At 64.0% G+C, this 24681-nt stretch carries 22 protein-coding genes; 9 read left to right on the top strand and 13 right to left on the bottom strand.

Translation table 11 applies throughout. The annotated features are described in order from the left end of the window. Positions 1-27 precede the first annotated feature (27 nt). Positions 28-1242, bottom strand: a complete 1215-nt coding sequence (gene hmpA, locus BC1002_RS31475) for an NO-inducible flavohemoprotein (RefSeq protein ID WP_013094018.1) — start codon at positions 1240-1242, stop codon at positions 28-30. Between the two features lie 386 nt (positions 1243-1628). On the opposite strand from hmpA, the gene BC1002_RS31465 reads away from it, so the two are divergent. Continuing rightward, positions 1629-2513: a manganese catalase family protein gene (locus tag BC1002_RS31465; protein WP_013094017.1), complete on the top strand. Its 885-nt coding sequence runs from the start codon at positions 1629-1631 to the stop codon at positions 2511-2513. 27 nt (positions 2514-2540) lie between these two features. On the opposite strand, the gene BC1002_RS39460 is transcribed toward BC1002_RS31465, so the two are convergent. Beyond that, positions 2541-2666 carry a hypothetical protein gene (locus BC1002_RS39460; protein WP_274380068.1) on the bottom strand — a complete coding sequence of 42 codons (126 nt, stop codon included), beginning with the start codon at positions 2664-2666 and terminating at the stop codon, positions 2541-2543. 541 nt (positions 2667-3207) lie between these two features. Between BC1002_RS39460 and BC1002_RS31455 the strand changes: the two genes are divergently transcribed. The 3 genes from BC1002_RS31455 to BC1002_RS31445 all read left to right on the top strand — a co-directional run bounded on the left by BC1002_RS31455 (position 3208) and on the right by BC1002_RS31445 (position 4519). Beyond that, positions 3208-3465 carry a hypothetical protein gene (locus BC1002_RS31455; RefSeq protein WP_013094015.1) on the top strand — a complete coding sequence of 86 codons (258 nt, stop codon included), beginning with the start codon at positions 3208-3210 and terminating at the stop codon, positions 3463-3465. A 43-nt stretch (positions 3466-3508) separates the two neighbouring features. Beyond that, entirely contained in the window at positions 3509-3832 is a 324-nt protein-coding gene (locus BC1002_RS31450) for a hypothetical protein (protein ID WP_157874828.1), read from the top strand. A gap of 87 nt (positions 3833-3919) precedes the next feature. Continuing rightward, on the top strand, positions 3920-4519 hold the full coding sequence (locus tag BC1002_RS31445; protein ID WP_013094013.1) for a hemerythrin domain-containing protein: 600 nt from the start codon (positions 3920-3922) through the stop codon (positions 4517-4519). A gap of 30 nt (positions 4520-4549) precedes the next feature. Here BC1002_RS31445 and BC1002_RS31440 read toward each other — a convergent pair whose 3' ends face one another. The 5 genes from BC1002_RS31440 to BC1002_RS31415 all read right to left on the bottom strand — a co-directional run bounded on the left by BC1002_RS31440 (position 4550) and on the right by BC1002_RS31415 (position 11090). Next, positions 4550-4816, bottom strand: a complete 267-nt coding sequence (locus tag BC1002_RS31440) for a hypothetical protein (protein WP_238538035.1) — start codon at positions 4814-4816, stop codon at positions 4550-4552. Positions 4817-4938: 122 nt separating this feature from the next. After that, positions 4939-6762, bottom strand: a complete 1824-nt coding sequence (locus BC1002_RS31435; protein ID WP_013094011.1) for an HAD family hydrolase — start codon at positions 6760-6762, stop codon at positions 4939-4941. A gap of 99 nt (positions 6763-6861) precedes the next feature. Next, entirely contained in the window at positions 6862-9435 is a 2574-nt protein-coding gene (locus BC1002_RS31430) for a membrane-bound PQQ-dependent dehydrogenase, glucose/quinate/shikimate family (protein WP_013094010.1), read from the bottom strand. Continuing rightward, a complete protein-coding gene (locus BC1002_RS31425; RefSeq protein ID WP_013094009.1) occupies positions 9428-9649 on the bottom strand; it encodes a DUF2795 domain-containing protein in 222 nt (73 codons plus the stop codon). Before BC1002_RS31425 ends, BC1002_RS31430 begins: the two co-directional genes overlap by 8 nt. 409 nt (positions 9650-10058) lie before the next feature. Next, complete coding sequence (locus tag BC1002_RS31415; RefSeq protein ID WP_013094008.1) at positions 10059-11090, bottom strand: glycosyltransferase family 4 protein; 1032 nt, start codon at positions 11088-11090, stop codon at positions 10059-10061. A gap of 161 nt (positions 11091-11251) precedes the next feature. Between BC1002_RS31415 and BC1002_RS31410 the strand changes: the two genes are divergently transcribed. After that, positions 11252-11791 (top strand): DUF4142 domain-containing protein, encoded by a 540-nt coding sequence (locus BC1002_RS31410; protein ID WP_013094007.1) that lies wholly within the window; start codon positions 11252-11254, stop codon positions 11789-11791. Positions 11792-11842: 51 nt separating this feature from the next. Here the strand turns inward: BC1002_RS31410 and BC1002_RS31405 are convergent, their stop codons facing one another. Continuing rightward, positions 11843-12829, bottom strand: a complete 987-nt coding sequence (locus tag BC1002_RS31405) for a hypothetical protein (protein WP_013094006.1) — start codon at positions 12827-12829, stop codon at positions 11843-11845. 352 nt (positions 12830-13181) lie between these two features. Between BC1002_RS31405 and BC1002_RS31400 the strand changes: the two genes are divergently transcribed. Both BC1002_RS31400 and BC1002_RS31395 read left to right on the top strand, forming a co-directional pair. Further along, complete coding sequence (locus BC1002_RS31400; RefSeq protein ID WP_013094005.1) at positions 13182-13586, top strand: DUF427 domain-containing protein; 405 nt, start codon at positions 13182-13184, stop codon at positions 13584-13586. Positions 13587-14036: 450 nt separating this feature from the next. Beyond that, the gene (locus BC1002_RS31395) at positions 14037-15719 is read left to right on the top strand and encodes an alkaline phosphatase family protein (RefSeq protein ID WP_013094004.1); all 1683 of its coding nucleotides are present in this window, start codon (positions 14037-14039) and stop codon (positions 15717-15719) included. 130 nt (positions 15720-15849) lie between these two features. Here BC1002_RS31395 and BC1002_RS31390 read toward each other — a convergent pair whose 3' ends face one another. Beyond that, a complete protein-coding gene (locus BC1002_RS31390) occupies positions 15850-16110 on the bottom strand; it encodes a hypothetical protein (protein ID WP_041735711.1) in 261 nt (86 codons plus the stop codon). Between the two features lie 387 nt (positions 16111-16497). After that, entirely contained in the window at positions 16498-19140 is a 2643-nt protein-coding gene (locus tag BC1002_RS31385; RefSeq protein WP_013094002.1) for a glycosyl hydrolase family 28 protein, read from the bottom strand. Between the two features lie 599 nt (positions 19141-19739). On the opposite strand from BC1002_RS31385, the gene BC1002_RS31380 reads away from it, so the two are divergent. Further along, on the top strand, positions 19740-20327 hold the full coding sequence (locus BC1002_RS31380) for a LysE family translocator (RefSeq protein ID WP_013094001.1): 588 nt from the start codon (positions 19740-19742) through the stop codon (positions 20325-20327). Here BC1002_RS31380 and BC1002_RS31375 read toward each other — a convergent pair. Continuing rightward, positions 20272-20694: a PPC domain-containing DNA-binding protein gene (locus BC1002_RS31375; protein ID WP_013094000.1), complete on the bottom strand. Its 423-nt coding sequence runs from the start codon at positions 20692-20694 to the stop codon at positions 20272-20274. The genes BC1002_RS31380 and BC1002_RS31375 overlap by 56 nt on opposite strands. Before the next feature lie 145 nt (positions 20695-20839). Here BC1002_RS31375 and BC1002_RS31370 point away from each other — a divergent pair, with 145 nt between their 5' ends. Next, positions 20840-21292, top strand: a complete 453-nt coding sequence (locus tag BC1002_RS31370; RefSeq protein WP_013093999.1) for a MarR family winged helix-turn-helix transcriptional regulator — start codon at positions 20840-20842, stop codon at positions 21290-21292. A gap of 367 nt (positions 21293-21659) precedes the next feature. Here BC1002_RS31370 and hydA read toward each other — a convergent pair whose 3' ends face one another. Both hydA and BC1002_RS31360 read right to left on the bottom strand, forming a co-directional pair. Further along, on the bottom strand, positions 21660-23117 hold the full coding sequence (gene hydA / locus BC1002_RS31365) for a dihydropyrimidinase (protein WP_013093998.1): 1458 nt from the start codon (positions 23115-23117) through the stop codon (positions 21660-21662). A gap of 42 nt (positions 23118-23159) precedes the next feature. Continuing rightward, positions 23160-24662: an NCS1 family nucleobase:cation symporter-1 gene (locus BC1002_RS31360; protein WP_013093997.1), complete on the bottom strand. Its 1503-nt coding sequence runs from the start codon at positions 24660-24662 to the stop codon at positions 23160-23162. Positions 24663-24681: the final 19 nt, after the last annotated feature.

Genomic DNA, 24681 nt, shown 5'->3' with positions numbered 1-24681 from the left:
GCCGTCGCACAGCACGCGCCGTATGCGTCATTCAGCGAACAGATCTGGTCCGAACACCTCGTAGTGAATTTTCGACTCGTGAATGTCCATGTTTTTCAATGCGTCGTGCTGCAGCCGCATGAAAGGAACCGGACCGCAGATGTAGTAGTCGGCGTCGGGCAACAGGATCTCGTCGCGCAGCTTGCTGAGGTCGATGAAACCGGCGTTGTCGTAGTCGCGGCCCTGCACGTCGGTATCGAGCGGCGCGTCGTAGAACACGATCGCGCGGAAATTCGGCTGGGTGGCGGCGGTCTGCTGCAGACGGTCGCGCATTGCGTGCACCGCGCCGTTGCGTGCACCATGTATGAACACGACGCGCCGCTGCGGGTCCTGAATCGCGCGCTTCAACATGCTGACCATCGGCGTCAGACCGACGCCGCCGCTGATCAGCACGATCGGCGTCTTCGCATGCACATCGATGTAGAAAGTGCCGTACGGCGCGGCCAGTTTCACCTCGTCGCCGACCTTCACGTGATCGTGCAGCAGCGACGACACATAGCCCGCCGGCCGCCCGGCCTCGCCGCTCTCGCGCTTGACCGAGATCCGATAGCTATGGCCATTCGGCACGTCGGACAAGCTGTATTGCCGGATCTGCTGCAGGCCGAGCGCAGGCACGTCGACCGCAATGCCGATGTACTGGCCCGGCTCGAAGTTGGCGACCGGCTGTCCGTCCTTCGGTTCGAGAATGAAGGACGTGATGACGCTGCTCTCGGGCCGCTTCTCCTCGACGACGAACGTGCGCCATCCGGTCCAGCCGCCGAGCTGCGCCGCGCGCGTTTCGCGCAATTCGGACTCCATGCCCATCAGTACGTCCGCGAGATTGCCGTATGCCTGCGCCCACGCGGAGATGATGTCGTCGGTCGCGGCGTCGCCGAGCACGTCCTTGATCGCACCGAGCAGATGTTCGCCGACGATCGGATAGTGCTCCGCTTTCACGTCGAGGCTCGCGTGCTTGTTGGCGATATTGCGCAGCACCGCGGCGAGACTGCCGGGGTCCTCGATGTTCTCGGCGTACGCGTACACGGCGCGCGCGAGCGCTTCCTGCTGCTGCCCCTGCTCCTGATGCGCCATGTTGAAAACGTTTTTCAGTTCGGGATGCGCTTCGAAGAGCCGTCTGTAGAAACGTTGAATGATCGTATAGCCGTGCGCGGCCAAAACCGGGGCTGTCGCTTTTACGATGTCCTTGGTTTTCTGCGTCAGCATTTGTTTCCTCCTGCAGTAGGACGACTGGTTGCCTCGCTCGTGCGCGTAGCAGCGCGAGTATCTGAGTCGAGTGCCTCGCTCACATGCAAGTTCCTGGTGCATTCGCCCGCTGCTTCAAGCCTCCCCAGGCGACCATGCTGCTCCAACCGATGCCGGCTGTCCATATGCCGAAGGCCACGGACATGCCGATGACGATCAGCGCGCGGCATGGGTAGACGCCACCGGCCACTGCGCACGCCATCGCGGGCCGGCCAACGACGCGATGCGAGAGCCGGCCAGGAACGCGGCATGCGCGGCGATCCACGCGCCGCTCGCGACGAACGGCGCTCCGCATGCGTGGCACGGCGGATGGAAGACCCACAGTACCAACTCCAATGGAGGTCACGATGTTCATGCACAACAAAAGGCTGCAATACACGGTCCGGGTCGGCACGACCAATCCCGGGCTCGCGAATCTGATGCTGGAGCAGTTCGGCGGGCCGCAAGGCGAACTGGCCGCCGCGATGCGCTACTTCACGCAGGCCGTTGCCGAAGAAGACCCCGGGCGCAAGGACATGCTGTTCGATATCGCCACCGAAGAGCTGAGCCATCTCGAGATCATCGGCTCGATCGTCGCGATGTTGAATCGCGGGGCGAAGGGCGAACTCGCCGAAGCGGTCGAGCAGCAGGCCGAGCTTTATCGCAAGCTCAACGGCGCGGGCAACGACAGTCACCTTACGCAGGTGCTTTACGGCGGCGGGCCGCCGCTGACGAACTCCGGCGGCGTCCCGTGGAGTGCCGCGTACATCGACACGATCGGCGAGCCGACCGCGGACCTGCGCTCGAACATCGCCGCCGAAGCGCGCGCGAAGATCATCTATGAACGGCTGATCAACGTGACCGACGATGCCGGCGTGCGCGAAGCGCTCGGCTTTCTGATGACCCGCGAAGTCGCGCATCAAAAGTCGTTCGAGAAGGCGCTGTATGCAATCACGCCGAGTTTCCCGCCGGGCAAGCTGCCGCCGAGACAGGAATTCGCGAGCGTCTACTACAAGATGTCGCACGACGGAGCAGTGATCAACACACCGTGGAACAGCGGCACCGGTCTCACGATACGGACCGGTGAACCGGCGGTGGATGGCGGCGACGGCAGTGCGTCGGTGGGACTCGAAGCGCAGCAGGAAACCGCCGTGACTGCGATGGCCACGCGTCTGCGCTCCGACCCGTCGAGCGATCCGACGACCGGCGCCGAAATAGGCAGCGAAGTCCCGCGCAGCAACGAGGTCGGGTGATCGCTCGAGGCGCTGCCGCGGGTATCGTCAAGGTCCGAAAAACGTGTTGCAGAACTTGCCGGCCACGTTGCAGACCGGTTGACCCGAAGGCTGCGCTGTGCCGCGTTCGGGCGGCGTCGCGCACGCGGCCGTCGCGGCGATCGCGAATGTCATGACGAGCGATGTGCGCAGCGCCGCCGCGCGACGGTTTTTCGCAGCGCGCGCCGCGTCGCGGTTGGGATCGCACCTCGCGGAATTTTCGCGCTCCCGCGCATCGATGGCGCGAGGGCAGCCTCGTCGGACGTCAGCCATTGTGCCCTCCTTCAACCGCCATTCACATTGACTACGCTACGCCAAATCGGCCGCGAACGGGCTTCTTCGAATTCGCGCGAAGGCCGGGCCGCGCGTCCCGTATGGCTGTCCGCAACGTCAGAGTTTCGGACGTACGCCTGGATGCACCTTTTTGCGGTTGCCAGCGTATGCTGATTCCGGCGTTTTCCGACACGTCGACAGACCGGTAGCTCGAGCGCCGCCCGGTCGCGCTCGAAAGCACACCGTCAGGCGCGCATCGTCCGCGCGTGACGAACCACGGCGAATCGTTGCTTCAAACCCTGATGCGAAAACGTTGAGGCGGCACAGGCCCGTCGAGCGAGCGACGCGGTATGGTCGAAACGCTGACCCACGACAACGACTAACAACAAATTGGAGAGAACCTGTGAAAGCCACGCGCAACTATAACGACGCCGCCAACGAATTAAAGCACATCAGCACGATGGTCCAGCGCCTCGAACAACTGGTTAAACGCGACTGCCTCGACTGGCACGGCACGATAGTTGCAAGGCCGGCTTACTGGCGCGCCCGCATCGAGGCCAATGCCGAACTGCCGCCGGCGCTGCAACCGCAAGCGCGCCTGCTGCTCGCGCGGCTCGCAACGCTCGAAGCACGCAGCGAGCGCCGCGGCCATCGCGCATGATCGTTACGCCGCGGCGCGATCACCCACTCACGCAACGAAGGACATGATGATGCGGACCTACGAATACCACGGGTTCACGATTGAGGTGACCGTCGAGGCGGACTTCACGTTGCGCCCCGCAGGGCGCGCGGCGGTACGCACGCGCTATGCGGCGGTGGTTCACATCTATCAGGCGGGTGCTGCGGTTGCCACGTTCTCGCCGCTGCGGTTCGACATTGCGGGCGGCCGGCCGTTCGACACCGAAGCCGATGCGGTGATGGGCGGATATAGCGCGGCGCGCCGAATCGTCGACGATCTGTTCGCCCGTGCAGCGGATGCCACGGACTCCGCCTTGAGCGCACTGTCGAGCAGCAAAGAGCTCCGCTAGCGGGCACTGGCGCACGATTGACCCATTGTGGGGCATCAGGAATGGCGCATGCGGTATCCGCGAGCACCCTTTCCGTGGAGAAACGCCATGCCCAACGACGCCTCATCGCTGTCGCCATCGATTACGTCGATGATCCGCCTCGACCATATGCACGTGCTCGCCGCTTCGCACCGATACCACGCGTCCACGCCGTGGTGGCGCAAACGCGCGATCGTCAACGGCGTGTGCGACGCGCTTGAAATCCACGCGCAACTGGAGGAAGAAATCTTCTACCCGGCGCTAGACCGCGCGCTAGGCAACGACGAGACACTGACGAAAAGTCGTTCCGAGCACGACGAGATGCGCGCGACGATCACAAAGCTGCGCGCAATGGGCCCTGAAAACGCCGCCTACGACGGGCTGTTTTTTCAACTGATCCGCGAAGTCGCCCATCACGTCGCCGACGAGGAAACCATCCTGCTGCCCGACGCCGAGCGCGTGTTGAAAGGCGAACTGCAGTCGCTCGGGGCCGCGATGACGCGCCGCCGGATGCAGTTGCTCGGCGAGCGTCCGATGAACATTGCGGTGAATGCGGCGGGCACCTTTCCGATCGCCGCGCTGCTGCTGGGATCGACCTTATTGTTCGCGCTGCGGCGCAGCCTGCCGAAGTCGCGTCGCGCGGAACGGACGCGGCGTCAGTATGAGTAGCGGATGCGCCAACGACTGACGCAAGCGGCATCAACGATTCGCGCCGGGCGCCGCCGGTGTCCGCCCGCGCCGCTGTGTCGCCTTGTCGAGCGCGCCCGGTTCGACGAGCGTAGCCGCGACGCGGCGCGCATTCTCGGCCGCGATGTCCTGCGCGTCGCCCCACGACACGTGGCCACACGTCCCGCGTCGCTCGAAGACCGTGCCATGCCCGCCGCCGCGCTCGGTCACTAGCACGATCCACTGAAAAGCACCTTCCGAATCCCTGATGACGGTCCAGCTTACGAGAAAGTCGGCCATCTCTATCGCCTGCACACGCATGTTCGGCTCCTTCGGTCCGTTGCATCGGCCCGCTTTGACCGGAACTGCGCATTGCGCGTGCCTGGCGGGCAAGGCGCGTGGGGCGCGTTGCAATCCCCGCCTCACTGCCGCTGCCGCGGATCGGCGTCGGACTGCCGCGCGTCGGGCTCGTCGCGACTTTGCGGCGAGCCGGTCAACACCGCGGGCAGCGAAGGATTCTCCGGTTGGGTATAGCGCGCGTGGATCGCCGCGCGGATGCGCGCGAGGCTTTGCGCCGCATCGAGCGCGCAGTCCTGCTCGATGCGGCGTGCTTCGTCGGCCAGGTCCGCGTCGCCGATCTGCTGTTCGAACCAGCGCGAATAGTCGCCACGCTGGCGATGAAACTGCCATGTCGCCGCATCGACACCCTCGGCAATCTCGACGAACAGCACCAGGTTGTGCGCGCGCAGATTCAGCGCGTTGTGCTCGCCGCGAAAATAAAAACTGCGCTCGGGAATCAGCAGACCTTCCGCGTACTTGCGACGATGCCGGCGCTTTTCCTTGCGACCGGGTTCGAGCCGCACGAGTTGCGGCGGCGCGGCGGCGCCGACGCGCCATAACAGCGCGTCGCCTTTGGCGAGTTGCGCACCGTCACCGCTCGACGCTGGCGGCTCACGTCCACTTGCGGCAGCAAAGCGCTGCAAGGCCGCATGCGCGCCGTCGCCCATCGCAAGTACCGTGCCGACCTGCTGCAGCAACACCGGCGATAACTGCTCGGGCGACACGGTGACCGCGAGCGCCGTTTCGAGCGCTTCCGGAATCGCCTGGTTCGCGCCGGCCCATTGCGCGGGAAACACGTGATGCGCCTCTTCGAACACGAGCCAGTGCGGCCGTCCGGTGCGCGTGCGCAAACGCTGCACCTGCAACAGCAGATTCGCGCAGAACACCGGCCGATCCGACGGCGGCACCCGCAGCAGATTGAGCGCGATGGCCGGCCGTGCCGGACGGCGCAGCAACTGCATCGCCTCCTCGATCGACGGTGCATTGCTCGCATCGCCGAGCACGAAGGTCGCATCGTCATTGTCATAGTCGCCTTCAGGATCGACGATGCACATCTGGCAGCCCGCGGCCGCGAGCCGCTCGAGCAGGCCCGCCGTCGCGGTGGACTTGCCGCAGCCCGATTCACCGACGAGCAGCACGACGCTGCCGTATACGGGCAACGACAGCGGCTCGCTGTCCGGCGCATCACAGCAGGGGCCGAGCACGATGCGATTGCGCGGCGACGCGTCGGCGGTCCTGCGCAAATCGTCGGCGACGAGTGCGTCGATCAGTTCGGCCACGCCCGCACCCGCGACGCCGCCCGTCACGATATCGGCGTGCTTCTTCAACGCCGGCAAGGCGTTCGCGACGGCCGCCGCGAGGCCGCACGCGTCGAGCAGCGCATGGTCGTTTTCCGCGTCGCCGATACCGGCCACGTTCAGCGGCGACAGTTCGAGATCGGCGAGCGCCGCGCTCAGACCGCTCGCCTTCGACACGCCCGGCGCCACGATCATCACCGCGTCGCCGTTGAAGATGATCCGCAATTCGAGCCCGAGGTCGCGAATCACATCGAGCGCGACATGCTCATGGGGCTTCATCGTCGCGACCAATGTCTGGCTGACGCTGAAAGCGTTGGGCGCACGCCGCCGCAACTCCGCGGCAAAATTTTCCGGCGGTGCCGGTGCGAGCAGACGGCGCGCGCCATCGGCCGGGCAATACAGCACGCCGCCGTTTTCCGCGACCACGCGCGAGAACAGCTCGATGCGCGGGCAGATCGCGAGCAGGTCGTCGAGCTCGCGTCCGCTGACGAGGATCGCGTGACGGCCGGACGCGCGCAGGCGTTCGAGTGCGGCCCACGTCGAATCGGCGACCTGGCCGTCGGTGGCGAGCGTGTTGTCGTAGTCGGTCGCGAGCGCAAAAAATCGCATGGGTGATCCTTCGTCGGGGCCTGTGTTCCGGGTCTCGTTCTGCTACGCCGTCCTTCGATCGATTCATGCCTCGACCGAGCAAGCGCGATACCGGCGCGACTACGGCAACGAATAAGCGACCACGGAGTCGCCCTGCTTCGTGCCTAGCGAGCCATGTCCGCCCGCTACCACCAGCACATACTGCTTGCCGTTGCTGTCGGCATAGGTCATCGGCGTGGCCTGGCCGCCGGCCGGCAGACGCGCTTGCCACAGCCGCGCGCCGGTGCGCACGTCATAGGCGCGCAGGTAGTAGTCGAGCGTGCCGGACAGGAACGCGACGCCGCCGCCGGTGGTGACCATGCCGCCGAGGCTCGGCACGCCGAGCGGCATCGGGATCGGCAGCGGCGCGCTATCGCGGATGGTGCCGTTCTTGTGCTCCCAGACGATATGCCCCTGGCGCAGATCCACGCCGGCCACGTAGCCCCAGGGCGGCGATTGACACGGAATGCCGAGCGGCGAAAGGAACGCGTTCAGTTCGAAGCCGAATGGCGCGCCGAGCGCGAGCTTGATGCCGCTCGTTTCGCTGCCCTTCTGTTCGCCACTGTTCGAACCGATCTGTGCGCGCGGAACCAGCTTGGACGTGAACGCCATGTAGCTCGGATTCAAAATCAGCAACTGCCGCACCGGATCGACCGCCACGCCGCCCCAGTCGAATACGCCGAAGTTGCCGGGGAACACGAGCGAGCCCTGCTCCGATGGCGGCGTGAACATGCCGTCGTAACGCAGCGACTTGAACTTGATGCGGCACCACAGCTGATCGAACGGATTGGTGCCCCACATGTCGTGCTCGTGCAGCGTCGGCGGCGCGAAGTTCAGCGCCGAGTACGGCTGCGTCGGCGACGTGTGGTCACCCGGCGCCGCGCCGCCCGGCACCGGACGTTCGGTAATCGGGATGATCGGCTTGCCGGTCTGGCGGTTCAGCACGTAGATGCTGCCCTGCTTGGTCGACGCGAGGATCGCCGGCTGCACGCCGCTCGCGGTTTGCAGATCGACGAGCGACGGCTGGCCGCCGACGTCCATGTCCCACAGGTCGTGGTGCGTGAACTGGTAGTTCCACACCATCCGGCCGGTCGCGAGATCGAGCGCGACGATGCCCGCCGCGACCTTCTCGGAAGCCGGTGTGCGCAGGCCGCCCCACTGGTCCGGCGTCTGATTGCCGAGAGGCAGATAGACCATGCCGAGCTTCTCGTCGACCGAGAACACCGACCACATGTTCGGCGAGTTGCGCACGTAGACCTGCCCCGATGCTATCGGCTGCGTCATGTCCGGATTGCCCGCGTCCCAGTTCCACACGAGGTGGCCATCGTGCACATCGAACGCGCGCGTGACGCCGGACGGCTCGTTGGTCGATTCGTTGTCGGTCACGTGGCCGCTGGTGATCACGAGGTCGCGCGTGACGGCCGGCGGCGACGTCGAGTAGTAGCCACCGGGCGTGAACGGCCCGATGTGCGTGCGCAGGTCGACCGCGCCGTTGTTGCCGAAGTGCGGGCAGAGCGCGCCCGTGTCGGCGTTCAGCGCGATCAGGCGCGCATCGGCGGTCGGCACGAAGATGCGGCGCGGGCACTCGCTCGCGGTCGCCGCCCGGTCTTGCGGCGTGTTCGGCACCGACGTCGGCACGGTGCCCTGGCCCGCCGCCGCCGCGGCGCTAGCCGGGCTCGCGGTGGCTACGGCCGCGCTGTTGCGCGCGGCTTCGGCCGCGGCCGGCAGCGGCGGATAGAGCGCGTCGTCGTGATACGACACGCCGCGACAAGTCATATGCTCCCAGTGCCTGAAGTTACCGATCGGACTCTGGATGTGCGGGTCGTAACGCCACAGTTGGTGGCCGGTCGCCGGGTCGAGCGCGATCACGATGCTGTGCGGCGTGCACACGTACACCTTGTTGTCGACCTTGATCGGCGTGTCCTCGTAGGTGGTTTCGGTCGGGTCGCCCGGGCCGGCTTTGTCGCCGGTCTCGATGCGCCATGCCTCCTTCAGCTTGCCCGCGTTGTCCGGTGTGATCTGCGCGAGCGGCGAGTAGCGCTGGCCGAGCGGCGAGCCACCGTAGTCGCTCCAGTCCGCCGGCTTGCGGTTCGAGTCGCCGGCAAGCGGCGCGTCGGCCGACGCCGCCGACGTCACTTCGAGCTGGCCGGGGTGATCGTACGGATGATTGAACGCGGTGACGATGCCGAGCAGCACCACGAGCACGACCGCGCCCGCGAGCGGCAGCACGCCTTCGCGCGGCACGGCGGGCGGCCCGAGCGCGAGCCGCTTGCTCACCGGTGGCAGCAGCAGCCAGATCGCTAGCACCACCCACACCCACAGGCGCGGCAGCAATTGCCAGAAATCGAAGCGCGCCTCGACCACCGCCCAGATCGTCGATGCGAACAGCACGATCGCGAACACGAACAGCGCGGCACGCCGGCGCAGCCACAGCAGAACGCCGGTTGCGGCGATCGCGATGCCGGCGAGCAGGTAGTACCACGAGCCGCCGAGCATCGCGAGCCGGATACCGCCGATCGCGAGCAGCACGCCAATGACGACGAAGACGACGCCCGGCACCGCGAGCGCGGCCGGGAATCGCGCTCCATGCGGGGACCGGGTCGCCGATGAGCCCTGACCTGGCGGGCGCGGCGATGGGGTTTGCGGCTTATTCATTGCCGACGCCCTTCGAGACGTCGGCGGGGCTCTGATACTGCTGGTCGGGCAGATCCTGGAGCCTTTGCAGCACGTCGTCGTCGGCGCCGTTGGCTTTCGCGGTTTCGATGAGGCTGTCCTTGTCGGCGGGATAGGAAGCGCCCTTCAGCGCTTTCTGCACGTCGATGAACGGATTCAGCGGGCGCTCGCCCGTGGTCGAACGGGAGTCGGTCATTTCGTTCCCCTGATGGGTGGGTTGCGTGGAAGGGTCAAGTGCTGGCCGGGGTGGCGCGTCACGGCGGCGCCGAGCCTGGTGCTTGCACGTCCGGCGTGTCGCGTACCGGCTGCTGCTCCGGCTGCATGTCCGTAGCGGGCATCGGTTCGGGCACGGGCGGATGCTCGTGCCTTCGCATCCGGCGTGCCTGTCGGGCGCCGGGATGCGCCGTGAGATGCGCGAGGACGGTCTGCCCCACTCGTGCTTGCTGATCGATACGCTCAGGCCGCTGTGCACGCGCACGCGGCGCCCGCGTGACGCGTGGTTCGCCCACATGCTCCGTGGCTGTCAGAGCCGATGGCGTTGGTCAAGAATGGCGTCCCGCGTTGAAAAATCCACGCTCGCGCAGGCGTCGTTGCGCTTCAACGCTTCATCGCTTCGATGCCAACAGCTTCCGGTAGACCTCGAGGTACTCGTCGGCCATGCGCGCCGCGGTGAAGCGCCGCTCGAATGCTTCGCGACAGCGCGCCCGGTCCAGTTCGCCGATACGGTTCACCGCATCGACGGCCTCGTCGACACTATCGACGATGAAGCCGGTCACACCGTCGTCGATGATTTCGCGGACCGAGCCGCGGTCGAATGCGATCACCGGTGTGCCCGCCGCCAGCGCCTCGACCAGCACGAGTCCGAACGGCTCGGGCCAGTCGATCGGAAACAGCAGCGCTCGCGCGTCGCCGATAAAGCGATCCTTGTCACGACCACCGACCTCGCCGCGATAGCACACATGCGGTTGCCGCATCAGCGATGCGATCTCGTGCTCGTAGTAGACGCGATCGCCGTAGTCGATCTTGGCCGCGATCTCGAGCCGCGCGTTCGCACGGCGCGCGATCTCGATCGCGAGATCGGGTCGCTTGCTCGGCGCGATGCGGCCGACGAATGCCAGGTAGTCGGACGGCGTGCGCCTGAAGGTGTGAAGACCGCGCGGCAGGCCGTGATGGACGGTGCGCTGCCACGCGAGTCGCGGCAGCGGCGCACGCTGCGCGTCGGAGATCGATACCAGCGGTACGTCGCAAAACTCGCGGTACAGCGCATCCAGACCGGGGATGTCGAGCCGCCAGTGCAGCGTCGTCACGTGCGCGCAGCCTAGCCGCCGGCCGAACGGGAAGCTCGTGTAGTCGGTATGGAAGTGCACGATGTCGAAGTCCCCCGAGCGTTGCACGACCTGTTCGAGCATCGCGACATGAAACGCCTGCGGGTCGGCGGTGTTCTCGACCTCGCGCAGCGGCCGCGGATAGACGGACACGAGATGCGCGCGCGTCAGCGAGTCGCCGCTCGCGAATAGCGTGACCTCGTGGCCGCGCTCGACCAGCGCCTCGGTCAGCCACGACACGACGCGCTCGGTGCCGCCATAGGCGACGGGCGGCACGCGCTCGTAGAGCGTCGATACTTGCGCGATGCGCATGCGAGCCTCCGTCGTTCTTGTGCGGTACAGACCTCCATCGTCGAGCAACCACCATTCCAGACGCGCGGTGGGCGATGGTATGGCGCTTGCGGGGTGTCGATCGAAGCGTGTCATCCGTCCCGCTTCGATTCATCCCGTTCCACTTCGTAGAGGAGAAAAACATGAAGCGCGTTACCGCCATTGCCGCGATGTGCTGTGGGCTTGCCGCCATCCCCCATATTGCCGGCGCGCAAACCGAGGCCGCCTCGACCACGACCGCCAATCCGCTGCCCCAGGCCGACAAGGACTTCGTGCAGGCGGCGAGCATGTCGTCGTCGACCGAAATCGACGCGGCCAAGCTCGCGACGAAGAACTCCAGCGACAAGGATGTGAAATCGTTCGCGCATCACATGATGCTCGATCACACGAAGCTCACGATGCAACTGAAGATGGCTGCGCCACACGGCGTCGCGGTGCCGAAGGACAATTCCGACACCACGGTGCTGGACTCGCTGAAGGGCCTGCATGGCAAGGCATTCGATCAGGCGTATATCCAGAAGGTCGGCGTGAAGGGACACGAGGATGCGCTGAGCGCTTTCAAGAAGGAAATCTCCGATGGCCAGAACGCCGATCTGAAAAAGGCCGCGCAAAAAGCGCTGCCCACCATCGAGGAGCACTACAAGATGGCGCAGGATCTCGCGGCGAAGAAGGTGACGCAGTAGCACCGAAGGCAGGTATCCACGCCATCCGTGTAGTCCGCAAAGCAGTCCGGGCTAGAAACTCATCGCGAATCCGAACGACACGCCGTGCACATTGCGACCGAACACATAGCGCACCATCGCGCGCGTGCGGGTGACGATGACGGGATACCTGCTGCTATCGAGTTCGAGGCCGACGCCAAGCGACGTGAGGTCGTTGAAACCCAGCACGCCCGCACTGTCGCCGAAATAGTGCGAGTAAGCGGCTTCGAGCACATAGCGGACCGGCCGGTCCAGCGCGTGCCAGCCGGTGGGCGCGCGCCAGCGTGTCCATAGGCTCACTTGCTGGGCCGTGGCCGAGCCCTGAACGGCATCGGAAGTACTGCCGAAACTGCGCAGGTAAATATCGGTTGCCCGCAACTCGGCGTCGATTTCGTAGTTTTCGCGGTAATGCTCGTAGTCGAGCATCAGCGAGCCGCCGTAACCGTAGGCGTTGAGCGAGCCGCTCTCGAGGAACTGCAGGTTGCTGTCGGTGACCCGATTGAAGATCGTCTGCCCCACCTTCAGGTCACTCGATACACGTCCAATCGTACCGTTCAGGATCGGACGGAATACCAGTTCGTCGGTGATGTGGAAATCCCATCCCAGGCCGACCGTGCCGCTGAAGGTGTTCCACCGGGTCGGCACCGCGCGCTGCTGGGCGCCATCCGTGGCGATGAAGACCGGATCGTAGCGGCTGTAGGCCAGCGTGCCCTCCATGTACAACGGAAACGACCTGCTGAGCGTGAAGCCCCCGCCAAATTGCGTCTGCGCGAAGCCGGGATTACCGGTCAGACCGTTATTGACCGACAGGTTACTGGTCGTGACGTCCGGGACCGTCGTGTAGCTCATGATCGCGAGCACCGCGTCCGCGTGCTGCTTTACATTGCCGCCAATCACGGTATTGCTCGACAATTGCCCCGGCACGACCTGCGCGTGCGACGGGCAGGACAGCAGGCTCAAAGGCACAGCGGCACCCGCGCCTAATGCGCGAAGTGACCAACGCTTCCGAAGTGCCGGCATAGTCAAACAACCTCGCCATTTGTCGACGACGAGATTGCAGGCTGACTTGCAGGCTCAAACACGGCGTATCCAACGAGCATCACGCACTCCTGTCAGTCGGCTAATTGTGTTCGTCTTCCGCGAAGTCGCGATTCCGCTGCACTAAAACACGTGCACGCAGTCGATGCAACTCCGGCGGGCGTTGCGCCGCTCACAGCACCTGGAAGGTCTGCGCTAGTATGTATAGAAATACCCGAAGTAAAGTAGTACGGCAATACGGGCATATCTTCAGTCGCTTGCCTTGCGCTCGGGCAAGGGACACCACCGTCGACAAACGGAATTTCGCAGCCCCACTTTCCCATGGAGCATCGTTATGTCCACCCATTCGGTCCCGAACGACAAACCCGTCAAGATCCCCGGCCCGGACCATCCCATCACGATCGAGCAGCACCGCGCGCGCGTGATCGTGATGGCAGGCGGCCAGGTAATCGCCGATACTCATGACGCGTTGACGCTGCGCGAAGCCCGCTATCCGGCCGTGCTGTATATCCCGCGCAGGGACGTGGACATGACCCGGCTCGAACGCACGGCGCATGCAACGTATTGTCCTTACAAAGGCGAATGCGCCTATTTCTCGATTCCATCGGCCGGCGAGCGCGGCACCAACGCGGTGTGGACCTACGAGCACCCTTACGACGCCGGCGCGCCGATCCGCGAACACCTCGCGTTCTATCCCGACCGCGTGGATTCCATCACGCAGGAGCCGGCCGCCCACTAGGCCGACTCGCCCCGTCTTTTGCCCGGCAAGCCGCACGGCGCGGCGGTCCCTGTTCCGCCACGCCAGCTGCGACTCTGAGCGGGCCGCTCGTTCTCTTTGCAGTCGGTATTCAAGCCGCGCTACGGAGGTGAATCAACATGGCTGAAAAGGTTACATCGACGGAATCCGCGTCACTGCGATGACGCCTGGCGGTAATTGACCACCGACCGGGAAAACGGCACGGGCTGCGATAACCCGTGCCGTTTTTTCATGCTTGACGACTCGCACGGATCACGCGCGGAATCGAAGCGGATTCGCAACGCCTGCGCGTTGAACGGATCACGCCGACCTTAACAAGACCTTAAGACTTCAGTATCGCCAAATAAAAAATCCGGGTCACGCAAATGACTTTTTTACGGTTCAAATTCGTCCCGCTTTACCCAAATTCGTTGTCAAACAAAAGGACGAGACATGAAACCGATCACGAAATGGAAGCGTAAGCAAAGCGCAATGTGCGCCGCCATCGCACTGCTCGCCGGGCTGTATTCGACAGTCGCGACCGCCGGCGACGATCATGGTCACGGCCGTAGTCACGATCGCGATCGCGCGTCGGTCAAGCACGTGCTGCTGATCAGCTTCGACGGTCTGCATGAGCAGGACGTCGCGCGTTGCATCGGCGCGAATACTTGCCCTAACCTTGCGCTGCTCGCGAAGTCAGGCACCACGTATACGAACGCGCATACACCGGGACTGTCGGATTCGTTTCCGGGCCTCGCCGCGCTCGTGACCGGCGGCTCGCCGAAGTCCGCGGGCCTGTTCTACGACGTCTCCTACGACCGCACGCTCTATGCGCCGTCCGATACCAATTGCACGGGCCCGACCGGCTGGAACGTCGTGTTCGATGAAACGACCGGCATCGATGGCGAGAACGGCGGCGCGCTGATCCATCTCGACGGCGGCGGCGCGTTCAATCCGCAGGCGATTCCGCATGCGCTGGTCAATGGCGTCTGTACGCCCGTCTATCCGCACAACTACCTGAAGACCAACACGGTCTTCGAAGTGATCAAGGGCAACGTGAACGGCGCGCGCACCGCGTGGGCCGATAAACACGCGTGGGGCTACGACTGGCTCAACGGACCGTCCGGCACGGGCGTCGACGATCTTTCGCGAACCGAAATAAATTCGATCGATCCGGATACCAATACCTACTACCTCGACACGTACACGCACACGGAGAAGTTCGACAACTACCATGTGCAATCGCTGATCCATGAAATCGATGGCAAGGATTCGACCGGTCAAAAGAACGTCGCGGTTCCGACCGTGTTCGGCGCCAACTTCCAGACGCTGAGCGTCGCGCAGAAGGCCACGGTCGCGACGGGCGGCGGTTATCTGGATGCGAGCTTCACGCCGGGTCCGCAAGTGGCCGGCGCGATCGCCTATATCGACGACGCGTTGGGACGCATCGTGTCCGAACTGAAGCAACGCAATCTCTATTCGTCGACGGCGATCATCGTGACCGCGAAGCATGGTCAGTCGCCGACCGATCATTCAAAGCTGGTGAAGAACGGCGATACGCTGACCAAGCTGCTCGAAGCCAACAACTATCTGGATTCGGGCGGCAATTTTGGACAGGCCGCTACGAAGAGCGGCAACCTGAACGACGGCACCGGGCTCGTCGGCACCGGCTTCGTGCAGACCGACGACGTCGGTCTGATCTGGCTGCGCGATCAAAGCCAGGCGGCCGCGGTCGTGAAGACGCTGAAAGACAATCTGAGCTGCAACGCGCCGGGCATCTGCGCGGACGGTCCGCAGGCGTACATTCTGTCCGGCCCGCAACTGGCGAACCGGTTCGGCGATCCGTCGCGCGGCCGTACACCCGACATCATCGTTCAGCCTAACCCGGGCGTTATCTATACGTCGAGCACGTCGAAGGACGAGGAGCATGGTGGCAACGCGCCCGACGACAGCCATCTCGGCCTCGTGATGTACGTACCTCATGCGCATCACGCCGGGCAGGTCAACGACGAGCGGGTGCTGACCACGCAGGTCGCACCGACGATCTTGCGTCTGCTCGATCTGAAGCCTGAGCTGCTGCATTCGGTCGCGATTGAAGGAACGCGTCCGCTGCCGGAGTTCGATCGCGAAGACTGAGCTTTGGCTGTAGTCGATGCAATGAGGGGTGAGCTGCGCCGCGATCGGTGTTGGAACGATCGCGGCGCGGTCGTTTCTGAGGGGTCGTGACGCGGGGACCGCGCGTGCCGGCGCGTGCGAGAGCTTGGGCTCAGTGTTTCGTGCGATACCACCGCCATAGCTTCATGATCGCCACATACGCCAGCGTCGCCACGATCAGTTCGATTGTCACCCATACCACGTAATACACGTCATCAGGGTCACGCACACCGAGCCAATCGGAAGCCGCCCAATATGCATTCGACTCGCGTTCTGTCCACTCGTAGCGATGCGGGCGGACATAAAGAACTGATAGAACAAACAGTGCCAGAAACAACGCGACCTTGAACAGTCTACGGGCAAGTGTTGCCATATGTGATGACCTCAACGGTTCCATATGCGCGCAGGGCCGAAGTGTGCGCGGGGATTTTCGCTCGTTGTAGGCCATGTGTCACACCTCCTGCCTGCGCTGGTTGTATGCGATGGTCGTCGACTATCCGCACCTGACGGCACGTCTGTCAAGGTGGCGCTCGCGATAACCCGAGCAAGACCGAAGTCAATCATGGCTGCGCCTGCACTGTCTTGCGATCGAGCCACTCTGCCTGCTGAGCTGCATTGAGTCAGTCTCAGGATACGCAGTCGCTCCCGAAGCTTCACGGTCTCCCGCGATCAACCGAAAAAAAGCCCCACGGTCACCCGTGAGGCTTCAAGAAGACCCGCAGCCTGACACCGCGGGTCCTGGTCTTTCAAGCAACCACGCTTACTTCACATTCGGGAAAACCGGCCAGGACGAAGCCTGATCGCACAGCGACAGTTTCGCATTCTGCGAAACGATGGTGCCCGCCGGGTCCGTGTCGCCCGCGGCGCCAGCGTCGTCGCTGCCATTGACGGTCAGGTTCAACGTGTTCGTCGGGGTCGTGTACTTGCCCGCGCCGCTCGACGTGTTCGTCAGAATGCCGCCCGAGCCGTGAGCCATCGACGAGCCAATCAGACTCACGTTCGCGCCGAGGTTCAGCGTGGCGTTGGCCGCCTTCGATTGCGACGAGCCATCGGTCGAACCGATGTTCACGACAGGCTTGCTCAGATTCGCAATCGACAACGCGACGTCCTTGTCCGCGACAACGTTATCCAGGTTCAACTGGATCACGCTCTGCGTATTGGCGTAAGCCGTGTCGGCATGCAGACCACGGAACGTCAGACCGCCGCCGCCGGTCTTGCCCGCAGCCTTGTTGGCCGGGATGTTCATCATGCGGATGTTGCTCAGGTTGATGTCGTGGAAGCTCGGCACCAGCCAGCCCAACCCCGTGTACGTGATCGGATCGGCACTCGGGCCCGTGTAGTACATGTCGAACACGAGGAAATCCTTCACACCACGCATACATGCGCCGTCGTAGTAGATGTTGCTGACGTCGCCGCCGCGTGCCTGACCGCTCTTGATGCGCAGACCCACGATGCCATTATCGGTAGACGAGTTGCTGCCGTCGTAGATATTGTCGAAGTAGTTGTCGTAGAAGTGAATGTTGCGGACACCTGCATTCGTCGGGCTGCCGATCGATAGACCATGACCGTTGTAGTTGTGGTTGTGCGCCACCGTGATGCCGTACGTGCGGTTCGACGAAACGTCGCGGTTGCCGTCGATGGCCCACAGCATGTTGGCCGGCGTCGTCGCGCCCCGTGCCGACGCCGGACGCGGGTCCTGCAGTCCGCCCTTGAATGCGACGTTGTCGTCCGACGGACTCAGGAAGTTGTACACGATCGCAACGTTCTTCACGTAGCCGTCGAAGTACACCTGGCCTGCGGACGTCGTCTTGCTGCCCGTGCCGAGAGCCGCGTGGTCCGGACCTGCGGCAACGCTCGGGTCGACACCGTCGGTGTTCTTCACGCCGGTCGAGCTGGCGTCGATCGTCGCGCCCGTATAGAGGTGCGTGTATGAGCCGCTGACGCCGTCGAAGGCATCGTTGTTCATGCCGACGCTCGCCTGGTTCGCCGCATCGGGCAGCAACGGCGTGATGATCTTGATGCCCCACACGGTGAAGCCGTCCACGCCGTCGGCTTCGACGGTAAAGAAGGTGCTGTTGCGTAACGTGATCTGATACAGCGACAGGTTCTTCGACTGCTGCATCCACAGCATGCCGGGGTTGCCCTGGAAGCTGTACGGGCCGCCGCCGATGTCCTTGTTGCCGTGGTACGAGATATCCCACCAGCTTGCCGGCACCCAGCGTGCGCAACCGGCCGTGCCGGCGGTACAGCCGCCGCCGTTGACCGTGTAGCCGTTCGGGATGCTGGTTGCCTGGCGGTTCACCACATAGGTGACGGCAGGTGTGGTCAGCGTCGTCTTGCCCATCGCGGTGACCACGTCGCAAGCGGTGCCTTCCGGCGCGAGCGTGCCCGCGCGGTAAGCGGCGATCGTGTTGGTGCAGCTGAACTTCGGCGTCGTCACGCCGGTGATGTTGTTGCCCGAATACGTGAACGCCTCGGTCACGCCGGTTGCCCAACGGATCATCGGATATTGCGGCGACGAGCTGATCAGCGGCATATAGCCACGTGCATCGATCGAACCGGTGCCCATGATCGACGCGTTGACCGTATGCGTGCCGCGAATCAGCGGATAGCAGTTCTGCATGCCGCTCGTGCCCGCGATGGTCGGCGTGCCCGCGTTGGCGGTGCCAGCCGGCGCGGGAAGCCCGGCCGGGTTGTTGATCGCGGCGCCGCAGGTGATCGAGTTCGGCCGATCCTGTGCGGTCTTGTCGTACACGACCACGTCGCGGCTCGCGAACAGCGTGACGCCGTCGTCGACCCACAGCGTGACGCCCGAAGGCAGAACCAGCGGACCGCTGAGGAACGCATTGCCGGCGCCGCTGCTGTTCTTGACGAGACGCACCGCGAACCTGGTGGCCTTATAGGTCGGGTTCGACAGCGTTTCGCTCGATGCACCCGCGATGTTGACGTTCGGATTATTGGCCGCCTGTTGCGTAGCGGCGGCCTGCTGATCAGCCTGCGTGATTTTCGCGCCCACTTCCGCGTCCACGGCGGCGCCGCACGCGTCGAGCGCGGCCTGGATACGCGCCTGGTCGGGATTGTTCAACGCGATGGTGGCGCCGCCGTAGGTGGCCGGCGTCGGGTCCGCGCTGAGCGGCAGCGAGCCGTCCGCGTTCTTCACCAGATTGTTGCTCGCCTGAAGCGTCGAGCAAATCTGGGTGTCCGCCGGCAACGACGGCGAATCCGGCAGGTTGGTGTCGCCGGCATAGCGGCCAGGCATCCAGACCGGGGTTGTCGGCGAAGTCGGGTTGGTCGGCGGCGTCGCCGAACTCGTGCCTGTGATGTTGCTGCCTTCACCGCAACCGGCGACGGTCAAAACAAACAGGCCGAGTACCGCAAGCTCTCGGACTGAGCGCATCTTCATAAGTTATCTCCTTGGGGTCGATCCAGTGCCTGTTCCTGACAGGCCGCGCCTTTTTTGCGCGGATGTAGCGGGAAAGCGTCAGGGCCTGCGGAGCATCAACTTGTTATAAGACATCGTACAAGGCACGACATAAATATCCGGAGCTTTCCACTCGACGCGGGGCGGCCAAAAACAAAATGCCCCGCACCTTATGTCCACGCAACGACCCGGCTCCCGGCTCGATCTCAAGAGCGCAGAGCAACCGCAAAGCTTTGTCCAGCATGGGACGGCGTCCCGAAGCTTATCTTCCGGCTACGAAGCGGCCACGCGACAGGCTCACAGCCAACCGACTCCGCGAGCACGCGAACCAGCTTGTCGGGCAATAGTAATATTCGTCATACAACGTACGACGGATCATGCTTTAGAAGCGGGCGCTGTTTCAATTACAGTAAACCCGACCTCCCAATATCAGAGACACGGTCAGCGGGCCGGAAGCACGGCGAAAGGTCGAAAGTTACAAGGCGACGCCCGCGCCGACGACGCATCAAACCGCGCCGGTATGATGAAAGCGTCCGGGCGATCGCTTCAACCCACACCCAACCCACCACGGGAGATTCATCTTGCAATCCGTCAACATCCTGCTTGCGCTTGCGGGCGTCCTGTTGCTCAGCGTCGCGAGCCCGGGGCCCAACTTTCTGATCGTCACTTCGACGGCCATTGCGTCACGCAGCGCCGGCATGATGACCGGCCTCGGGCTCGCCGCCGCGTCCGGCACGTGGGCCTTGCTCGCGATCGCGGGACTGAGCCTGATCGTCACGCACGTCACGTGGCTCGGCGCCGTGCTTAGGATCGCCGGCGCGCTCTATCTGATCTGGCTCGGCATCAAGATGATCGTGACCGCGCGGCGGCCGTTGTCCGCGGGCGTCGGCAGCGCCGCGTCCGGCTGGGCCGCGACGAAAAGAGGATATTTCGTCAGCATGACGAACCCGAAATCCATCGCGTTCTACGGCAGCATCTTCGCGTTGATGGTGCCCGTGCATGCGCCGTTGTGGCTCGATATCGCGGTGGTAGCGCTGTCGATCGGCATTTCATGCGCGTGTTGGCGGGGCGTTGACAGCTACTGGCGCACGAAGGGATGCCGCCTTCGCACGGTCAGGCGGAATCGGGCCGCGGCGCACCGCCGCCGCCGCGAATCACGAGTTCCATAAAGCCCGTCTGCGGATCAGGCTCCCGCGCGAACGAATAACCCGGAACCGACACCAGGAACAACTCGACGGTCGTGCGCACCGTGCAGCCGTGCGCCACATGACCGCCGAACACCTGCCCGCGTGCATCCGCGATCGACATATGCAGATGAGCGCCATCGGGCGAGACGGAGCCTGCGAGGGTCAATATTTCGAGGTCGCCGCGAACTTCCGTCGGCGCTTGCGCGCCAGCGAACCTCAATGCCGCAACGTGGAGACTGCCGATGCCCTGGACGACGAAGGCCGCTTGCAGCTCGCGTTGACGAAGCGCGTCTTCGATGGCAACGCGAAGGTCGTCGCCGGGCGAGAGTCGGAGGGGATGGGCTTGCATGCCTGGGCCGGTTGAAACGCGGTAGACGCGGGGATTGTGCGTGGATGAGAGGGTATCTTACCGGTGCTTGTCGCTGCCGTGTTCGTGCTGACTCGACGACGCAAATATCTACAGCTAACTTGTACAGTTAAACTATGTTCTAGCGATGACACGACAATCACTGTCTCCCCACTCTACCGATTTAGCCGCCCTTGCCGGCGAACTGCGCGTTGCCGTGAGCAAACTGGTTCGCCGCGCGCGAGAACATTCGCAATCGAGCGACTTTACGTCGGCACAGAAGTCGGTGCTGTTTCATCTCGAGCGCGACGGCCCGGCCACCGTTTCCGCGTTGGCGCGAGCGCAGCGCGTGAAACCACAGTCCATGCGCATTACCGTTGCCGGCCTGGAAACGTTGGGCGCCGTCAAAGGCGAAGCGGACCCGACCGATGGACGCCAAACCCTTATCGATCTCACACCCACGTTCAGACGAACGCTGCAGGCAAGTCGGGCGGCCAAAGAGGACTGGCTCATCCGCGCCCTGCAGGCGCAGCTATCGCCGAGAGAACAGGCCAGGCTCGCCGCCGCGGTGGGGCTGCTGCAGCGGCTCGCTGACTCCTGAGTATTCCCGCAACGTCATCGATTTACTCGATTAAAGGAACAATCGAAATGGATTGGCCGTGGGCGTGAGCGCCGCAAGTCAGGCAAGAAACGGAACCGATGCAATGCGTCTCTGGCAGGTCTGTGAATCGCTGACTGAAACAGCGACCGGATAGCGCATGGATCGCGGAATGCGGGAGACACATTCAAACATGACCGCACGCGCGCCTCGCGCTTTTCTTGCATCTCATCGCGCAATGGCCTCAATGGCGAACTCCCGCACGGACAAAGAGCGCCGAGCGGTTTGCACTCGAACTCCCGGCGTCTGCCGTCGATCCTGCTGCGTCGAGCGCCGGGGTCTCCCGCAGTGCCTCCAGGCATTGCCGTGTCTATCGTGGCGCGTCACCTTCGCGATGCACCGGCTGCGTCTGCTTCAGGCTCCTCGCGAGGCGCGACGCCTGCAGATAGCCGGGATTCGCGGGCCGCCTCAGGTAACGCCCGGCGCCGCGCCGCGCGCGCAGGTCACCATCCGCCCACACGAGTTCGCCTTGTGAGACGGTGTGTGTTGGCACGCCACGAACCGTCATCCCTTCGAACACGTTGAAGTCCACGTTCTGATGATGCGTCTTGACCGAGATCGTGCGTGTGGCCTCGGGATCCCAGACGACGAGATCGGCGTCGGCTCCGACGGCCACCGTGCCCTTGCGCGGGTAGAGGTTGAAGATTTGCGCCGCATTGGTGGAGGTGACGCGCACGAACTCGTTCGGCGTGAGCCGGCCGGTGTTCACACCTTGATCCCACAACACCGCCATGCGATCTTCCACGCCGCCGCAGCCATTCGGAATTTTCGTGAAATCATGGCGGCCCATGGCTTTCTGCGAAGCGCAGAACACGCAGTGGTCGGTCGCGGTGGTGTGCAGCAAGCCGCCCTGAAGCCCGCGCCAGAGCGCGTCGCGATGCGCCTGGCTACGGAACGGCGGACTCATCACGTGGGCGGCGGCGCGCGTCCAGTCCGGGTCGCGATAAACCGACTCATCGATCACGAGATGCCCCGCCAGCACTTCGCCGAATACGCGCTGCCCTTCGCTGCGCGCGCGCGCGATCGCCTCGAGTGCGTCTTTCGCCGAGACATGCACGATGTACACCGGCACATCGAGCACCTGCGCGATGCGGATCGCGCGATTCGCTGCCTCGCCTTCGACTTCGGGCGGCCGTGAAAGCGGGTGCGCCTCGGGACCCGTGAAACCGCGTGCCAGCAACTGGCGTTGCAACTGGAACACGAGTTCGCCGTTTTCCGCATGCACGGTGGGCAGCGCGCCCAGTTCGAGTGAGCGCGCAAAGCTGTTCACGAGGATCTCGTCGTCTGCCATGATGGCATTCTTGTAGGCCATGAAGTGCTTGAAGCTCGATACGCCATGCTCGTTCACGAGCAGCCCCATGTCCCGATGCACGCTTTCATCCCACCACGTCACCGCCACGTGAAAGCCGTAGTCGGAGGCAGCTTTTTCGGCCCAGCCGCGCCACTCGCGAAAGGCGTCCATCAGCGCCTGCTTCGGGTTGGGAATCACGAAGTCGATGATCGATGTCGTGCCGCCCGCAAGCCCCGCCGCGGTGCCCGTGTAGAAGTCGTCGCTGGCGGTCGTGCCCATGAAGGGCAGTTCCATATGCGTGTGCGGATCGATGCCGCCAGGCATCACGTATTGGCCACCGGCGTCGACCACGGTTGCGCCCGCAGGCGCGTCGAGGTTCTCCCCAACGCTCTGAATTACGCCGTTTTCGCAGAGCACGTCCGCACGCCAGCTCTGGTCTGCATTAACGACGGTGCCGCCTCGAATCAGGATCGCCATGATGCCAGGTCTCCTTCAGTTGAACATTCACGCTCGAAACGCTCACGCGCTCGCAACGGTCGCACGCCGGCTCTTGCCGAGTTTCATCAGTGCGCCGTAGACGACCGCCGCGATAGCGAGCCCAACGAACCACGCATAGGTGTATATGCTTTTGAACGCATCGGGCACGCCGGGAAACGCGTTCGGGAAAGCGATGTTGAGAAAGCCAGGCAGATTCGGCAGCACGCCCGCGAGCAGCGCGATGACCGCCGCCGGATTCCAGCCGTTCGAGTACGCGTATTCGCCGTCTTCTTCGAAGAGTTGGGCCGTGTCGAGGCGTGTGCGGCGAATCAGGAAGTAGTCGACTATCAGGATGCCGGCCACCGGCCCAAGCAGTGCCGAATAGCCGACGAGCCAGGTGAAGATGTAGCCCTGCGTGGTGGCAAGAATCTTCCACGGCATCATCCCGATGGCGATGGCCGCGGTGATCAGGCCACCCGCCTTGTACGATATGCCCTTGGGCCACAGGCTCGAAAAATCGTAGGCCGGCCCGACCAGATTCGCGGCCAGATTGCAGCACATCGTGTCGAGCGTGAGGATGACGAGCGCGATGCCCACGCCGACGCCCTCCATGCGACTCGTGAGGTCGATCGGGTCCCAGATCGCTTTTCCGTAGATCACGACCGTTGCCGAAGTCACCACCACGGAGACCACCGAGAGCAACGCCATCGGAATGGGCAGGCCAATCGCCTGACCCACGAGCTGGTCCTTTTGCGTTTTTGCGAAGCGCGTGAAGTCGGGAATGTTGAGCGCGAGCGTGGCCCAGAAACCCACCATGGCCGTGAGGCTCGGCCAGAACGTCGCCCAGAACAGGCCCGCCTTTTTGCCGCCAGCAACGAACTGTGACGATTGCGAAAGCATCGAGCCTACGCCGCCGGCCCTCGAACAGGCCCACCACACAAGCACCGCGCACATCACGACCTTGATGGGCGCGGACCAGCTTTCGAGCCAGCGGATCGAATCGGTGCCGTGCAGGATGAAGTACAGCTGCAACACCCAGAAGATGAGAAAGCAGCTGGCCTGCCCGATCGAAATGCCGAGAAACGGCAGCGCATCGCCCACCAGCGCGTTGTGCGTGAGGATGTTGACGAGCGTATAGATGGCGCTGCCGCCAAGCCATGATTGAATGCCGTACCAGCCGCACGCCACGACGGCACGCAGCATGGCGGGCAGCTTCGCGCCCTGAGTGCCGAAGGACGCTCGCACCAGCACCGCATAAGGAATCCCGTACCTGGTACCCGCATGACCGATCAGCAGCATCGGCACGAGCACGATCAGATTGCCGAGCAGCACCGTGATGACGGATTGCCACGGCGACATGCCCTGCTCGGTGAGACCGGCGGCGAGCATGTAGGAGGCGATGTTCATCACCATGCCCACCCAGAGTGCCGCGAAGTGATACCAGTGCCATGTACGCTGTGCGGCGCCGGTGGGCGCGAGGTCATCGTTGTATAGCTCGCTTTCGGCTCGGCGCGCGTTGGCGTCGACTGCAAAGGGCTGGCTCATGTTTTGGGTTCTCCGTCGC

Source organism: Paraburkholderia atlantica, from assembly GCF_000092885.1.
In the GTDB taxonomy this organism is placed as follows: Bacteria; Pseudomonadota; Gammaproteobacteria; order Burkholderiales; family Burkholderiaceae; genus Paraburkholderia; species Paraburkholderia atlantica.
This window is presented reverse-complemented; position numbering and strand designations above follow the sequence as displayed.